The organism is Mycoplasma sp. 480, from assembly GCF_051353065.1.
In the GTDB taxonomy this organism is placed as follows: Bacteria; Bacillota_I; Bacilli_A; order Mycoplasmatales; family Metamycoplasmataceae; genus Mesomycoplasma_A.
The window spans coordinates 454,974-471,154 of the sequence record NZ_CP195722.1 but is presented as its reverse complement, the minus strand read 5'-3'; the positions used below and the strand labels follow the sequence as shown (position 1 = coordinate 471,154).

The following is a 16,181-nucleotide window of genomic DNA, read 5'->3' as shown; positions in this document are numbered from 1 at the left end:
AAAACAGTATGCAAAAGAATTTAAAAATCCTTCGTTCAAGATTAAAAAGAAAGAAAAATAAACTTAAAAGAAAAGTAAAATTATTCTTTAAAAACAAAAAAAATAAGAGTCAATTTGATTTTAATAAAATCTCTAAAAATGTAAAATATCAATCTTTTAAAGATGGTAAACAACTTAAAATTGCTGCTGAAATTAATAATATTCATCTATCATTTTTAAACCCAGCAAGACCTGGAGAAAAAAATAAGGTTTTAAGAGGAACTTCACTAAAAATTTATGAAGGAAAAGTTCATGCAATCATTGGTGAATCAGGTTCTGGTAAATCAGTAATCACATCATTATTATACGGATTACCAGGAAATAACGCTGTTATTGATTCAGGTGAAATCAAGTTATATAACAACAATGTTGAAAAATTCTCTCTTAAAGACTGAGAAAAATCTCACTTTAGAGGCAGAATTGTTTCAGCTGTATTTCAAAACCCAATGTCTACTTTAAATCCAACTATGAAAGTTGGAGCACAAATTATGGAAGGTATGCTTTTAAATAAAATTGTTAAAAACAAAAAAGAAGCCTACCAAAGAGCTGTCGAGTTCTTAAAATTAACAAAAATTAATGATCCAGAAGCAGTTATGAAATTATATCCACACGAAATGTCAGGTGGAATGGTGCAAAGAGTTGTAATTGCTGCTATTGTTGCACTTGAACCTAAAATTTTAGTAATGGATGAACCAACAACCGCACTGGATCCAACAGTACAAGCGCTTGTGCTTGATGTTATCAAAAACTTACAAGAAAAACTAAAATTAGCAATTGTCTTTATAACTCACGATTTAGGTGTTGTTGCTTCTATTGCTGATTATATTTCTATTATGTATGCAGGTCAAATCATTGAAGAAGGACTTGCAACAGAAATTCTTAAATACCCACAACACCCTTATACATGAGGATTAATTCTCAGTATGCCTGATTTAAATAAAGGAGAAAGACTTGCTACTATTCGTGGAAGTGTTCCTTCTAATTTAAATAATATTAAAGGAGATGCTTTTGCGATTAGAAATGATTATGCTTTAGCAAGAGACTTTGAAATAGAACCTGATTTTTACTTTGTTTCTGAAACTCACAGAGTTAAATCAGCACTTTTAGATAAAAATGCTCCAAAATACAATCCACCAAAAACTATTTTAAAAATATGAAAGGATTTTTTAAATGAAAACAAACAACAATCATAGTGAATCAGTGTATACAATTAAGAAAAACCCTTTTGTAAAATCTAAAGTAGTTAGAAAGAATTTAAAAGGATTAGAAGATATGTTATCTCCAAAACATAACGAAGAAATCCTTTTAAAAATGCGTAATGTTGACATTACTTACGGAAGTGGTTCTAAAGCATTTCGTGCTGTTTCAGACATAAATTTAAACATTTATAAAGGTGAAGTACTTGGACTTGTAGGTGAATCTGGTTCTGGTAAAAGTACAATCGGAAAATCTTTAGTAGGTCTTGTTCCTTATTCTTTTGGACAAATTACTTTATTAGATAAAGTTTTACCTAAAAAAATGCAAAAAGGATTCAAAGTCGGTAAATCTTTAAAAAACTATAAAGAAATAGAAAACTTTTTAGTTAATAAAGTACAAATGATCTTCCAAGATCCAGCTAACTCCTTAAATCCGCACGTTACTGTTGAAAAAGTAGTCTCAGAAGGGTTAATCAACGCTAAAAATGCTAAAGAAATTTACTTACTTAACTTCGATCAAGATGTTAAAAAAGAAATTTATGCTTTATTAAAATCTAAAAATTCTGCTTCTTTAAAAGAATATTTACTTTTTGAAAAAGAATTAGATTTAAACATTTTAGAAAATTCATCTTTAGCTTTTGATTTTCTTTATAACCAATTAGCTACTAAATTAAATAACAATAACGATCTTGAAGTTTTAGAAAAACTTAATTTTTATAAAACAGAAAGAGAAGAGAAAAACAAAATTTCAGAAAAAGATGCAAGAAGTGAACTTGTTAAAGAAATTTTAAAATCAGTAGGACTTGATGACTCTGTTTTACCAAGATACCCATTAGAGTTTAGTGGTGGACAACAACAAAGAATTGGAATTTCAAGAGCTGTAGTTTTACGACCACAATTACTTGTAGCAGATGAACCAATTTCTGCTTTAGACGTTTCGATTCAAGCACAAGTTGTTAATATCTTTAACGACTTAAAAGATAAATATAATTTAACCATTCTTTTCATTGCTCATGATTTAAGAATGGTAGAGTATATCTCTGACCGTATTGCTGTAATGAATAAAGGTAGAATTCTTGAAATTGGTAAAACCGAAGAAATAATGAATAAATCATTACACCCTTATACCAAAAGTTTATTAGATGCTGTTCCTTCAATTGAAGGTAAAAAAGGAAGTCTAATAGGATATGTATATGATATTAATATGCATAATTATTCTGAAACTAATCAACCAGAATGAATTAAAATAAATGACGATCACTATGTTCTTGGAACAGAAGAAGAGATCGAAAATTGAAAAAAAGGAATATATTAAAATATGAAACAACAACAAAATAAAAAGAAGAAATTACTTTTATTAAGTGCTCTAACAACCATTTCTTCTTTACCTGTTCTTTCTTTTTTATCATGTAATGTTGAAAAAAAAGAACCAGTAAAAGAAAATGAAGAACTATCTAATAAGAAAAATGAAGAAAAGTTAAAATTAGATATTTTATCAGAAGAAGATAAATTAAAATTTACTAAAAAAATAGAAGATTCAAAAACAATTGATGAATTAAATGAAATTTCAAATGAAATTCAAAATAAAATTTCTGAAATCACAGAAGAATTTTATAAAAATCTAAGAACTGATATTGATGAAAAAATTTCTGACATTATAAAGAAAAATGAATTAACAATCAATTCTTTATCCAATAAAGATAATTATTCAAAATTAAAAGAAATTGAAAAAGAAATTAAAGAATACTTGCAAGGTTTAAAATCAGAAATAGAAACAAAATGAATATCCATTTTAAGTGAACAAGAACAAAAAACTAAAAAAGAAGAATTAACTTCTTTAACAAATGAAGAAAAAATAATAGATTTCAGAACAAAACTAATTGCTACAATTGATAAAGAAAACGAAAATACTAAATATCCAGAAAAAAAATCAGAATTTACTAATAAAATTAATTCTTTTAAATTAGAAAAAAGAAAAACTAAATGAAAAGAAGATTTAACTAAAATTAAAAAATATTCAGAAACTTTTGATTTTGAAATTTTATTAAATGAAGAATATGAAAAAGATTTATTAGAATTTAAAGAAAGAAATGAAATTTTATTTAGTTTATTTTTAGATTTTTTACAAAATGATTCAGATAAAGATATCTATAAAGCAAAAATTTCTAATTCTTCAACAGGCGAAGAAATATCTAAAGTAATAGAACAAATTAAATCTTCATTAACAAAAACAGATGAAGCAGTTATTAATAAATTTAAAGAATTAGTTTCTACTTGAATTGAAACAATAGATAAAGAATCTATTAAAAAAACATTAAAAACAGAAAAAGAAAAAGCTACAACTTTTGAAAAATTAGATTTACTCTTAAATAAAGTTATTGAAGAATATCAAATAGAGTTAATTAGTGTAAAAAATACAGTTAATTCTAGATTAAAAACATTAAATAGATATGATTCTGAAAAATCAAAAGAATTTGAAACAGAATCTCAAAAAATAGCAAAAGATAAAAAACAATTAAGTGTTCTGGCTCAAAATATCTTAATTGAATTTAAAAAATATAAACCATATATTGAATTACAAAAATATTCTAACGAAGAAGAAAGTAGCAAATTTCCCGATAAAAAAGAAATTAAAGAATTATTTTACTATAGTGCCAAAAAATATCCAAATGGTTTCTTTTCAATATCTCCAAGACCATCTACTAAAGTCACAACTTCTACAGAATTCAAAAAAGGCGAGTACAAAGTAGAAACATATAGAACTGGAAAAATAAAAGAATATATTAATTCTGGATTACCAGTTATGGATAGAACTTATACATTAACTAGTGAAGATAAAGCAATAAAAAATAAAATTTTTGAATTAAAAAGTAAAATATTAGATGAATTTTATACATTAAATTCTAATTTTTTAGGTTCAAAAGAATACTTTTTAAAAACAGATATATCCATTGGATTGAAGGTAAAAATTTCAAGATTACTTTATACAATAGATAAAGCATTAATTGATGGATATTTTTATTCAGAAGTTTATGAAGCTTTAAGTGGAGAAACATTAGATGGTGAAGTTCTTAAGAAATCAAAAGATAGAAAAGCTGAATTAGAAAAAAATATTCCTGCTGATTTATCAGAATTAAAATCAGAATACGAAGGTACTAAAAAACTAAATCCTTAATAAAAGATAATCGCATTCAATGCGATTATTTTATTTAATTCAATAATTAAACATAAAATTACTATCACTTGAGAACAGGACAACCTAGGGAATTTAGTTTCTATTCAAAATGGAAAACTAAATGCAAATAGTATGGAAAATAATGGAAAATATAATTTTTATACATCAGGAAAAGAAATTTTTAAAATAAATTCATGGAGTTTTGAAGGTGATGCAGTAACTATAGCAGGTAATGGTGCTAGTATGGGTTTTATTCATAGAGCAAAAGGAAAATTTGATGCTTATCAAAGGACTTATGTGCTGAAAACGGAAAAATTAAATATTGATTTCCTTTATTTTAATTTATGGAATAACTTATGAAATGATGTTCAAAAAAAGATATCAAATGGTGGAATTCCTTTTATTGTATACGATGATATTAATCTTTTTCCTTTTAAAACCCCTTCTTATAATGAACAAACAAAAATAGCCAATTTATTTACACATCTTGACTCTCTCCTTTCACTTCACAAGCGTAAAAGACTATTGATTAAAAAGGTAAAATGATTTTGTAAAAATAGTGTAAAAATGCTTATAAATCTAAATATTTCTAAAAAATTAAATATAGTTTTAATAAATGTATCTATATTTTTGATAAAAAGATAGAATAAATATGAAAAATATAATAATCTTAATTGTTTTATTGATATTAATATTATTAATAAATAAAACAGAATAAAATTTGTAAATTTAAAATAAAAATCCCTTTTTCTAAGGGACTAATGTTATTTAAGATATAGTACATTTTAATAAAATAAGAAAAATAAATTTATTCTTTTTTAAGTTTTTGTATTAAACAAACATTTTTTCTAAGAGTTTTGCTTTTATATTTTCTAATGCTGTTAACTTACGCTTGTGAAGTGAAAGGACTGAATCAATTAAAGTAAAAAGTTTACCTACTAAAATATTTTCTTTATTTTCTTTTGATTTAAAAATTATTTCTGAATTAACAGTTTCTGAACTTAAATTAGGCTGTGTTCCGGTAGATAAAACTTTATTTCAATGTTTTTTAAAATTTTTATAAGTTAAATTATAGAAGTAAAAATCTAATAACTCTTTTTCTTTTAAAATAATGCTAAAAATTGCTTGACTAGTTGCTAAATTTACTTTATTTATAGTGATTTTACCTATAGATGCATAAATTGATAAGTTCAAAGAATCTTTAGGAACTAATCATGCACTTGAGTTAGCAATCCCTTCTTCAGAAATGTGTTTTTCTGTTTCGGTTAAATATTTTTCAGAATTTGTTATATCTTTAATAGTTAAAAAAGGAATTTTACCATTATAAAATTTTTTATTTGTAGTTAAAGGAGTTCCGCCTGTCTTTCCAAAAGCATATATATTCTCCATAACGTCCTGTTCTCAAGCGTGAGTAAATTCTTTGAATCTTATACTTGGAATGTTTGAATTTTGAGATGGAAACATCTTGTCAAGTAATGTGTTTTTAATGTTTTTTAGAAAATTATACTTACGCTTGTGAAGTGAAAGGATTGAATCAACGGTTTCTAATAAATTAGCTATTTTTGTTTGTTCTCTTAAATTTGGGAACTTTATTTTCATTTCAGTGATTGTTGTCATTCTCAAGGAATCTACCGTTCCTTTTGCTGACATCGATATTGCTCTTTCATAAAAATTAGCAGAAAAATAATGAAAAAAATATTTTCCTAAAATCTTATTTTTCTCTAAAAAATCAAAAATTTGATAACATCTTTGGTGTAAATTGAATTTTCCATTTATATAATGAAAAATTTTTCCTATATTCCCATCACCAACAGTAATAACTGCTTCTCTATCATATAAATAATTTTTGCTTTTTACAGGAAAATCAGATCTTATGAAAAAAGGAAATTTTCCCTTTTCATTTTGATCTTGAGTATTACTTTTTCCGTTTGAAACTGTTGCTAAATTTTCTAGGACGTCCTGTTCTCAAGCGTGAGTAAATTCTTTGAATCTCAAAGAAGGGACTAAATTATTTTTTGTATTATTTGACATTTTTCTCCTTTTATTGTTTATTTAATATTTTTGTAATAAATTCCAGTTTTTCTTTTTGTACATGCATAGTTGAGAGAAATTTCATTGTTTGTATTAAGTTAGGTAAGACTCATTTATAATCTTTATCTAAAAAATTTAAAGATTTGTCATTGTTATTAGAAACAAATAATTCTAAGTCTTCAATTATTGCATGAGTTAAATAACTTTCTGTTTTTACTGTTAAATCAGTTAAATAATTGGCTCATTGAAAAGCAAGATAATTTATTAATTCTTGATAGTTTTTAATTTCATTTAAAGAATCAAGAGTAGTTTGAAATATTGTTTCTTCTAAAGAACTAATATTGTTGTCAAGTCTTCTTAGATAATTTAAATAATCATAAACTTCAGCTATTTTGAATTTAATTTCTTTTTCTGTTTCAGTTTGAGTGCTTGCAGGATTTAAAAGTTTTTTAATTCTTTCTAAATCACTTGTTTTAATTTTACTTGATTTAAATAAAGTTTGACATTCTGGATAAGTAGAAATTTCTAAGAGTAATGAGTTCATTCGCTCTTCTATTTTGTCTCTTAGTTCTTTCATATGAATTAAATCTTCAGCATTTTCATCTGCTTCTACAGAAATAACTAATAAGAAATTAATAAGATCTGATTCTTTTTCTCCTTCTGAAAATTTTCTTATATAACTATCCATTAATCTATCAAAATTCATTTTTCTTTTTTCTTTAAATACAGATATTTCAGGAATAATAAATTCATCTACTGCTTTTTGTAATTCAAACATTAATTTTTCCTTATCTAAAAAAGGAATGTTTTTAATTGAAGCGTTAGCAAATCTATCTATTTCACTTTTAATAATTTCTTCTCAATTTTCTGGAAATTCATCGATTTCAGTGAAAAAAGGAATAAAGTAGTCAACGATTTTTTCTCTAACTTTTTCCATTTTAGTTTCTATTTTTTTAATTATTTTGGACTCTAAAACTAATAATGTTATTTTTTCAGCATTAACTATTTTATAACCTGAATTATTTACTTTAATTGCTATTTGATCTTGTAAACCACTAATTTCATCAAAATATTTTTGTACAGGTCTAAAGTCTTCTACTGTTAGTAAATTATGAATTTTATTAAATTCTTGATTGGAAGAGTTAACATCTTCTTTTGTTATGTATTTAGAAATTTGAAGATCAAAATTATTAGAGGTAATTTCTTGGATAGAAACCTGTTTTGAAAATCCTTTGATTTCTTTTTTATCTTTATAAGTATTTAAAATATTCTCAATGTTATCAGGACTTAATTTGCAAATATCATTGTTTAATTTTACAAATAAATTAGTTGCATTAATCATAAAAATATCTTTATTTATTTTATTCTTTTTAAAGATTAATAAAACATCAGTGTTGGAGGTTCCAGAAAATAATTTATTTTGTAAATAAATAATTGAGTCTAAATGATTTTCAAGCACAAGTTTTTTTCTAATCTCTTTTTCTACTGAAGCACTTGTTAAGATTGATTCTGGTGCTAAAATAACCATAATTCCTTCATCATCTAAATTGTATAAACCTTGTAAAATAAAAGCTCAATCTGCTTTGGTTTTAGGTGGTGTACCATATTCTTTAAAATAAGGGTTGAAATTTTTAGATATTTCTGAATTTCAACTTTTAGAATTAGGAATATGTGATAATACTACATCTGCTTTAGGATTATTTGTTTTATATAAATCATTTGGTGAATAACTGGTAAATGAATCAGCATTTTTGATTTTTCAATTTTTAAAATCAACATTATTAATTATAAAATTCATTCTACTTATGTTGTAATTTCAACTATCAATTTCAATTGCATTATATTGAACTAAATCTGATTCATTTTTATATTTTTCAAAGGTTTTACCTACATTTAACATTAAAGAAGAAGTTCCGGCTGTTGGATCATAAATCTTAAGTTCATCTTTATTTTTAACATCTTCTAAAACTATTTTTGAAACTATAATTGAAGCATCATTAGGTGTATAAAAACCTTCATTTGCATTTTTATTTTCTTCAGAAAATTCACTAATTAAAAATTCAAATATCTCTTTAAAAATAAAATGATCGTTTTGATAATCAATATTTATTAGTTCAACAACAGATATTGCTTCTTCTATTAGCATTTTTAAATCTTTTTTATTTTTTCAGTTTTTTTCAATTTCATTTTTAGAAATATAAAATATATCACTAAATAAATAGGTATATTTATCATTTTTTTTAATATGATTATGAAAGAGTTCAAATCTCTCAAGTATTTTTTCAAAAGTAATATTTGAACTATGACTTGCCATATATTCTTTATATAAAGTACTAAATAAATTATCGTTAAAAATGAAGTAACCAAGTTCATTTTGAACTGTTTTGTAAATGTTTTTAATTTCTTCAAAAGAGTTAAAATATTTAGTTTTTCTGAATAATGATTTATATTTAAAATAAGAATAATCAAAATACTTGAATGCATTTTCATCTATCTTTAAATTTTGTTTCATAAAAACTTCTTGTTTTCTTGAAAGATATTTGTAAAAAGCAAAATATAAGGTTAGATGTTTGAATTTGTAAAAATCAGTTGCTGTTAATTTTCTAAAAATATTTCAATTTTTTATGAAATAATCAATTTGAGTTGTTCAAAAAGATACTGCTTTGATTTTATTTTGTTTTTGTTCCATTTTATACTCCTTTGAATTTTAAAATAAGTTTCTACTATTATAATTATATTTTAAAATTCGTTTTTTATTTATAGTTATAAAAATAAAAAATCTAATTATAAAATTAGATTAATTATTAATTAATATCCCATTTTTTTAATTACTTTTTCGTTATTTACTCAATTTTTACTTACTTTCACATTGGTAGAGAGAAAAATTTTACTATTAAAAAGTTCTTCAAGTTCTTTTCTTGAATTTATTCCTATTTGTTTAATCATTGCTCCGTTTTTACCAATAACAATTCCTTTTTGTGAATCTCTTGAAACATATATTGTTACATCTATTTGCATTGAATGTTCTTTTTCAATAAAATCATTAACTATAACAGCAATGTTATGAGGCACTTCATCTTCTAAAAGATTAATAGCGTTTTTACGAACAATTTCTTTAGCAAGAAAACGCATACTTTTATCTGTTATATCTTCAACTGGATAAAAAGGTTCAGATTCATAGCTATACTTTTTAATTTCATTAATTAATTCTTGAATTGTTTGTTCATAAGTGATGGATGTACCTAATACAAGGGAAAATCCTTTTGATTTAAGTTGTTCTGCTTTTCTTTTGAGCGTTTCTTTATCAGAAACAAGATCCACTTTTGTAATAAGAGCAATTTTATTTTTAAAATTTTTGATTTTTTCTAAAATCATAAAATCACCTGTTCCAATTTCTTGATCAGCAGGTTGTAAAAATAAAATTAAGTCTGCGTTTTTTAAAGATTCATAAGAACTATTGTTTAATGAATCACCTAATTTTTGCTTGCTTTTATGAATACCAGGAGTATCAATAAAAACAATTTGATATCCTTCTTCATTATAAATTCCGTTTATTTGATCTCTTGTGGTTTGTGGTTTTGCACTTACTATTGATAAATCATATTGTAAGATAGCATTAAGTAAAGATGATTTTCCAACATTTGGTCTACCTATAATTGCAACAAAACACACTTTCATTAAACTTTAATATCCTCACTTAAAATAGGGAAAGGAACCATTTCAAGAACAGTATTTACTCTGCAAGTACCATCATTAGAATATTGAAATATTTTACCATCAAGTGGCATTAATTCACTCATAACTTGCCTACAACCTGCACAAGGAGAGATGAATTCATTTTTCCTTGATATTATATGAATTTCGGTAATTTCTCTTGGTTTAAATCCGTAAGAAATAGCTCCAAAAAGAGCGCTTCTTTCTGCACACATTCCAGAAGGATATGCAGCATTTTCTACATTAACACCATTTCATTCTTTTCCGTCTTTATTTTTTAAAATTGCAGCAACTGCAAAATTTGAATAAGGTGAATAAGAGTTATCTAAAAGTTTTTTTAATTTTATGTACATTATCTACTAATCTCCATTTTCTTCATTATTTTATCAACGTGATAATTCATTTTATCTTCATCTTCTTTTGTTAGATGATCAAATCCAAATAAATGAGCTAAACCATGAGCAAAAAGATAGCAATATTCTCTTTTTAGTGTGTGACCATATTCTTTAGCTTGTTCTTTAACTTTTTGATAAGAAATAATTATTTCTCCAAGTGGTAAAAAATCTAAAAAATCAAAATCACTTCAATTAGTTCCAAAAGAAAGAATATCTGTAACTTTATCTTTTTTTCTATATTCTTTGGAAATTATTTTAATTTGTTCATTATCCGTGAGTAAAAAATCAACAACAATTTTTTTTCTAGCTTTAAATTCTTGATGTGCAAGATTTAAAATCTCTTTAAATTCTTTCAAGTAACGAAATTGATAGTTTGTGTTATTTGAAAAATTCAATTTATTTTCCTTTATCATATTTAAAATTATAATATTTTTTTATAATATTAAAAAAATATTCTCTAAAATTTGAGAATATCTATTTTTAGTCTAAATCTATTTCGATTTCGTTTTCTTCTGCATTTTGTTGTTGTTTGCTTAATTGCTCATCTTCTTGTGCTTTTGTTAATTCAATAACTTTATAATCATTTGATTTTTTAAGTTCAACTTTTGGTTGTTCTTGTTGCTTATCTTTGTTTGCTTTAGGTTCTTCAACAGGAGTATCTTTTGGTTCAGAATCATCAACAATATCGATTTCACTATCTTGTGATTTAGCAGCTTGCTCTTTTAATTCTTTATCTTCTTGTTCTTTAGAAACTGAAATAACATTGAATTTTCTGTCAAATTGTTTTGGTATTTCATCTCCAATTGTAGTTCAAGTATTATCAGGATCTTGATTTTCTAATTGATCGTGAAGTTTTTGTTTTTGATCTGCTGTTAACTCTACTTGTGGTTTTTTTGGTTCTGAAGGTTCGCTAGTTGAATTGTCTTGTCCTTCTACTGTACTGTTGTTATCTTTAGTTTTATCAATTTTATTTAGTTGATCATCAAGAATTTGTTTTTCTTCTTTTTTAGTAACATCTAATTTTGTAAATTTTCTATTAAAACTTTGTGAGCTATCATCGCCAATAGTTGTTCAAGTATTTTTTGGATCTTGATTTTTTAGTTGATCACTAAGTTGTTGTTTTTGTTCAGAAGTTAAAGGAATTTGTGGTGTTTTAGGTTTTTCTGATTCACTATTATTATTGTTATTATCTTGTCCTTCAACTACACTATTGTTATCTTTTGTTTTATCAATGTTCTTAATTTGCTCATCAACAATTTCTTTTTCTTTCTCTTTAGTAACGTCTAATTTTTTAAATTTTCTGTCAAAAACTACAGGTTCAACATTACCTATTGTAGTTGATGTGTTACTTAAATCTTGTTTTAAATATTGTTCATTTAGAATTTCTTTTTGTTCCTTAGTTAAAGGAATTTGTGGTTTTTTTGGTTCTACAGGTTCGCTAGTTGAATTATCTTGTCCTTCTACTGTGCTGTTGTTATCTTTAGTTTTATCGATTTTATTAAATTGGTCGTCAAGAATTTGTTTTTCTTCTTCTTTTGAAACGTGTAAGACTTGAAATTTTCTGTCAAAAACAACTTCAGAATCTTGTGTTTGAACTTTTGGATTTGTTGTTGCAGTATCTGGGTTTTGTGAATCATCTTTAGTTTTGTCTGAATTGCTATTTAGTTCTGGATTTTCATTTTTTTGATCAACAGAACCATTTTCAGGTGCTTTGTCGTTATCTTTTGAATCAGAAGTGGTTTTATCTTCTTTTTGAACAGTTTGTGTTTTATTATCGTCTTTTGGTTGTGAATTACTTGGATTTTCAGATTTGTTTTTATCATTTATTTTCTCAGGGTCGGAAACTTTAACATTATTTTTTGGTGGATTTTCACTTTTATTTTTATCATCATTATTTCCTGGTAGTTCTGCAATAGGTGTTATCACAGGGTTTGGATTTTCTTTAACTGGTTCTGTTTGTGTTGTTCCTGATCCTGGATTTTTAGGTTCATTATGTTTGGTATCAGTTGTATCATTACATGAAATTACCATAGTTATTGGTAATAATGGACTGGCTAACGCCAATTTTGGAAATACCTTTTTAATTTTTTTACTCATTTTTCTCCTTTTTTCTAATTTATTTAAATTAAATTATTAATTTGCATAATATATAGAAATACTTAAGAAAATAAAGAGTGCTTTTCTATATATATATATATATATAGCAGTTAGTAACTTACTTACAATTTAATTAAAAAGAATTTAAATAAATATATTTGAATTATAACTCTTAAGTTACAAAAATAGAGATAATTTATCTTAAAAAAGGCAAAAACTGAGTTTTTTACGCTTTTTTTGAAGTTTTTGAGTTTAAAAAATTAAATAAATAAGAAAATTTAAGTATATTTTGTATTAAAAAAAAGAATTTTTTATATAATTATAATGTATATGGAATAGTACCCAAGAGGCTGAAGGGGATACGTTGGAAACGTATTAGGAGAGGCAACTCTCGCGCAGGTTCAAATCCTGTCTATTCCGCCATTGCTCAGGTGGTGAAATGGTAGACACGCTAGATTGAGGTTCTAGTGCGAGAAATCGCGTTCGGGTTCAAGTCCCGTCTTGAGCACCATATCAAAAAGACCATTAAAATCCGCTTTTGCGGATTTTCTTTTACTTTTTCAAAAAAATGAAAATTTTTGAATTAAATATATTGAAAAATACTTTAAAATGGTATAATTTGTTTGTTTTTATCTATAATAAGTTTAATGATAAAATCAGAAAGGAGTAATGTGGAAGATTCAAAAAATAAAAAAATTATGTCTTTTGCAAAACAAAAGGAAATAAACGAATACATAAGAACTAAAAAGATTTTAAAACCTATTGAAATTGAACAAAAATTCCAATTAACAAAAAGTACTGCAAGAAGATACCTTCTTAAACTTGAAGAAGAAGGTTATGTTAAAAGACCTTTTGGTGAAATTGTTTATAACGAAAAAAGAAATTATTTAGATAAAATTGTTATTGACGAAATTAAAGTAAATGTAGAAGCAAAAAGAAGCATTGCTAGAACAGCTGCTGTTTTAGCAAAAGATTACTTAAACATTTATTTAGATGCAGGTTCTACTTGTTATTATTTACTTGAATATTTAGATACTGATGTTAATATTTTTACAAATTCTGTCCATAATGCTATGAAAGCTGTTGAAATGGGATTCAAAAATATTTATGTAGTAGGTGGAAAAATAAAACATAAAAGTCTTTCAACAAATTCTCATGATTTATCAGCTATTGAAAATTTTAAATTCCAAATAGCATTTTTAGGTGTTAGTGGTATTGACGAAAATGGAAAACTAACAACAACAGAAATAGGTGATGGGAAAATGAAAAACTTCGTAGCTCAACATTCTGAACTTGTTGTTGTCTTAGCAACTGAAGAAAAATTTGGATTTGGAACATTCTATGATTTTACACCATCTGACAAATTAGTTTTAGTAGTTACAAACTATAAAAAAGAAAAAGAATTTGAAGGATTGAATTTAATTAGAACTAAGGATGAATATTAAAATGCAAGAGCTTAAAAAATTAAAAGAAATACAAGCAAGCTTACAAGTTTTTTATCAAAAAGCTAACAATATACATTGAAATATTAAAGGGATTGAATTTTTTGAAATTCACGAAGAAACAGATAAATTAAAAGCTGAAGTTTTAGAATTCATTGATGAAATTGCAGAAAAAGTAGTGATGAAAAAATCACAAGCAATCGGGAGTTTTAAAGAAATTTTAGAACTTTCATTTATCAAAGAAGAATCAACAAAAGAATTTGACTATAAAACAGCTTTACAACTTCTTGTTTTTGATTTAGAAACTTTATTAAAAGAAAGTGAAAGTTTCGAATGAAGTGCAAGAGTTCAACCAATTTTTGATGAAATTTTATTATCATTTGATAAATGATTATGACAATTTTCAGCAATGTTAAAAGAAATTAAATAAATATTCTTTATTTTTTTTCTTTTTAATGTAAAATTATAAAATATAAATCTATAATAAAATTATCTTAGATATACAGAGGGGGAAAAATGGCTATAGTTCCAAAGAGAAAAACTTCTAAACAACGTAAACATAAAAGAAGAACTCATGATGCTTTAGTTGTACAAAACTTAATTAAATGTACAAACTGTTCAAATGGTATCCAACAACATAGAGTATGTAGATTTTGTGGTTTTTATAAAGGACAAAAAGTTCAAGGTTTTACAGCTTTAAACGACAAATAATTATTAATCAAATTTATTAATAACATATAAAAACTAATATATTTTAATTCAAAAATCAAGGCTTTAGGCTTTGATTTTTTTCTATTTGAAGTAAAATTATAATAGTAAAATTAAATGAGGTTAAAAATGTATAAAAATATAGAGTTAAAAGATAAAGAAATTGCTAACGCAATAAATAAAGAACTTCAAAGACAAGAAGAACATATTGAATTAATAGCTTCTGAAAATTACGTTTCAGAAGATGTATTAAAAGCAACAGGAAGCATTTTAACTAATAAATATGGTGAAGGATATCCAGGAAAAAGATATTATGATGGTTGTGAAAATGTGGATGAAGTAGAAAATTTAGCTATTGAAAGACTCAAGAAATTATTCAAAGTAAAATTCGCTAACGTTCAACCTTATTCTGGTTCAACAGCAAATGCAGCAGCTATTGCTTCACTTGTAGAACCTGGCGGAAAGGTTTTAGGAATGTCACTAAGCTCTGGTGGTCACTTGACACATGGATATAATATCAATTTTTCTGGAAAATTTTATCAATCATTTTCTTATGATGTTGATTCTAATGGTTTGTTAGATTATGAGCAAATTTTAAAAGTAGCAAAAGAAGTTAAACCCAATTTAATTATATGCGGTTATTCAGCATATTCAAGAACAATAGACTTTTCTAAATTTAGAAAAATTGCAGATGAAGTAGGTGCTTACTTAATGGCTGACATTGCACATATAGCTGGACTTATTGCTTCAGATTTACATCCATCACCTGTAGAATATGCAGACATAATTACTTCGACAACTCACAAAACATTAAGAGGTGCTCGTGGTGGTATCATAATGACAAATAATGAAGAAATTGCTAAAAAAATCGATAGATGAGTTTTTCCCGGTTATCAAGGTGGTCCTTTATTTCATAGCATCGCAGGAAAAGCGGTTGCTTTTAATGAAGCACTACAACCTTTTTTTAAAGACTATTGCAAACAGATTATAAAGAATTCAAGGGCTTTTTCGGAAGAATTTCAAAAAAATGGAGTAGAAATAATTTCTGGCGGAACTGATAATCACTTATTTACTATAAATGTTAAAAAATCTTATAAAACAACAGGTAAATCAGCTTCTTCTATTTTGCAAAAAATCAATATTACCGTTAATAAAAACACAATTCCAAATGATGATGAATCTCCTTTTGTAACTTCAGGAGTTAGACTAGGAACTGCTGCAATGACTTCTAGAGGTTTTAAAGAAAAAGAATTTAAGCAATTAGCCAATATTATAAATAAAGCTTTGTTAAATAGTGAAAACCAAAAAGAGTTAGAAGCATTAAAACAAGAAGTAATAAAATTAACTAAAGATTTTCCTATAAAAAAATCTTATTGAAACTAAA

Annotated in this window: 14 protein-coding genes and 2 tRNA genes; 10 read left to right on the top strand and 6 right to left on the bottom strand. The window is 25.1% G+C overall.

Features of this window, described 5'->3' with window-relative positions; translation table 4 throughout:
- The first annotated feature begins 8 nt into the window (after window positions 1–8).
- From ACR34G_RS02145 to ACR34G_RS02130, 4 genes are read left to right on the top strand one after another with little or no spacing between them, the layout of a single operon-like run.
- Window positions 9–1,232: an ABC transporter ATP-binding protein gene (locus ACR34G_RS02145; protein ID WP_436359178.1), complete on the top strand. Its 1,224-nt coding sequence runs from the start codon at window positions 9–11 to the stop codon at window positions 1,230–1,232.
- Window positions 1,210–2,550: an ABC transporter ATP-binding protein gene (locus tag ACR34G_RS02140; protein ID WP_436359177.1), complete on the top strand. Its 1,341-nt coding sequence runs from the start codon at window positions 1,210–1,212 to the stop codon at window positions 2,548–2,550. Before ACR34G_RS02145 ends, ACR34G_RS02140 begins: the two co-directional genes overlap by 23 nt.
- A gap of 3 nt (window positions 2,551–2,553) precedes the next feature.
- Window positions 2,554–4,410: a hypothetical protein gene (locus ACR34G_RS02135; protein ID WP_436359175.1), complete on the top strand. Its 1,857-nt coding sequence runs from the start codon at window positions 2,554–2,556 to the stop codon at window positions 4,408–4,410.
- Between the two features lie 6 nt (window positions 4,411–4,416).
- Window positions 4,417–5,055, top strand: a complete 639-nt coding sequence (locus tag ACR34G_RS02130; RefSeq protein WP_436359217.1) for a restriction endonuclease subunit S — start codon at window positions 4,417–4,419, stop codon at window positions 5,053–5,055.
- Window positions 5,056–5,241: 186 nt separating this feature from the next.
- Here the strand turns inward: ACR34G_RS02130 and ACR34G_RS02125 are convergent, their stop codons facing one another.
- From ACR34G_RS02125 to ACR34G_RS02100, 6 genes are all read right to left on the bottom strand, one after another.
- A complete protein-coding gene (locus tag ACR34G_RS02125; protein WP_436359173.1) occupies window positions 5,242–6,441 on the bottom strand; it encodes a restriction endonuclease subunit S in 1,200 nt (399 codons plus the stop codon).
- 10 nt (window positions 6,442–6,451) lie between these two features.
- Window positions 6,452–9,130, bottom strand: a complete 2,679-nt coding sequence (locus ACR34G_RS02120; protein ID WP_436359171.1) for an N-6 DNA methylase — start codon at window positions 9,128–9,130, stop codon at window positions 6,452–6,454.
- A 119-nt stretch (window positions 9,131–9,249) separates the two neighbouring features.
- The gene (era, locus tag ACR34G_RS02115; protein ID WP_436359169.1) at window positions 9,250–10,119 is read right to left on the bottom strand and encodes a GTPase Era; all 870 of its coding nucleotides are present in this window, start codon (window positions 10,117–10,119) and stop codon (window positions 9,250–9,252) included.
- Window positions 10,119–10,508, bottom strand: coding sequence for a cytidine deaminase (cdd, locus tag ACR34G_RS02110; protein WP_436359168.1), 390 nt, complete (start codon window positions 10,506–10,508; stop codon window positions 10,119–10,121). The genes era and cdd overlap by 1 nt, the downstream gene beginning before the upstream one ends.
- Window positions 10,508–10,945 carry an rRNA maturation RNase YbeY gene (ybeY, locus tag ACR34G_RS02105; protein WP_436359167.1) on the bottom strand — a complete coding sequence of 146 codons (438 nt, stop codon included), beginning with the start codon at window positions 10,943–10,945 and terminating at the stop codon, window positions 10,508–10,510. The genes cdd and ybeY overlap by 1 nt, the downstream gene beginning before the upstream one ends.
- An 85-nt stretch (window positions 10,946–11,030) precedes the next feature.
- The gene (locus ACR34G_RS02100; protein ID WP_436359166.1) at window positions 11,031–12,647 is read right to left on the bottom strand and encodes a hypothetical protein; all 1,617 of its coding nucleotides are present in this window, start codon (window positions 12,645–12,647) and stop codon (window positions 11,031–11,033) included.
- 332 nt (window positions 12,648–12,979) lie between these two features.
- Between ACR34G_RS02100 and ACR34G_RS02095 the strand changes: the two genes are divergently transcribed.
- From ACR34G_RS02095 to glyA, 6 genes are all read left to right on the top strand, one after another.
- Window positions 12,980–13,070: transfer RNA gene (locus ACR34G_RS02095), tRNA-Ser, on the top strand.
- A gap of 2 nt (window positions 13,071–13,072) precedes the next feature.
- Window positions 13,073–13,158, top strand: a tRNA-Leu gene (locus tag ACR34G_RS02090).
- Between the two features lie 160 nt (window positions 13,159–13,318).
- Window positions 13,319–14,092: a DeoR/GlpR family DNA-binding transcription regulator gene (locus tag ACR34G_RS02085; RefSeq protein ID WP_436359165.1), complete on the top strand. Its 774-nt coding sequence runs from the start codon at window positions 13,319–13,321 to the stop codon at window positions 14,090–14,092.
- A 1-nt stretch (window position 14,093) separates the two neighbouring features.
- On the top strand, window positions 14,094–14,519 hold the full coding sequence (locus ACR34G_RS02080; protein ID WP_436359164.1) for a Dps family protein: 426 nt from the start codon (window positions 14,094–14,096) through the stop codon (window positions 14,517–14,519).
- A gap of 86 nt (window positions 14,520–14,605) precedes the next feature.
- Window positions 14,606–14,800, top strand: a complete 195-nt coding sequence (gene rpmF, locus ACR34G_RS02075) for a 50S ribosomal protein L32 (protein ID WP_436359163.1) — start codon at window positions 14,606–14,608, stop codon at window positions 14,798–14,800.
- 126 nt (window positions 14,801–14,926) lie between these two features.
- The gene (gene glyA, locus ACR34G_RS02070) at window positions 14,927–16,180 is read left to right on the top strand and encodes a serine hydroxymethyltransferase (RefSeq protein ID WP_436359162.1); all 1,254 of its coding nucleotides are present in this window, start codon (window positions 14,927–14,929) and stop codon (window positions 16,178–16,180) included.
- Window position 16,181: the final 1 nt, after the last annotated feature.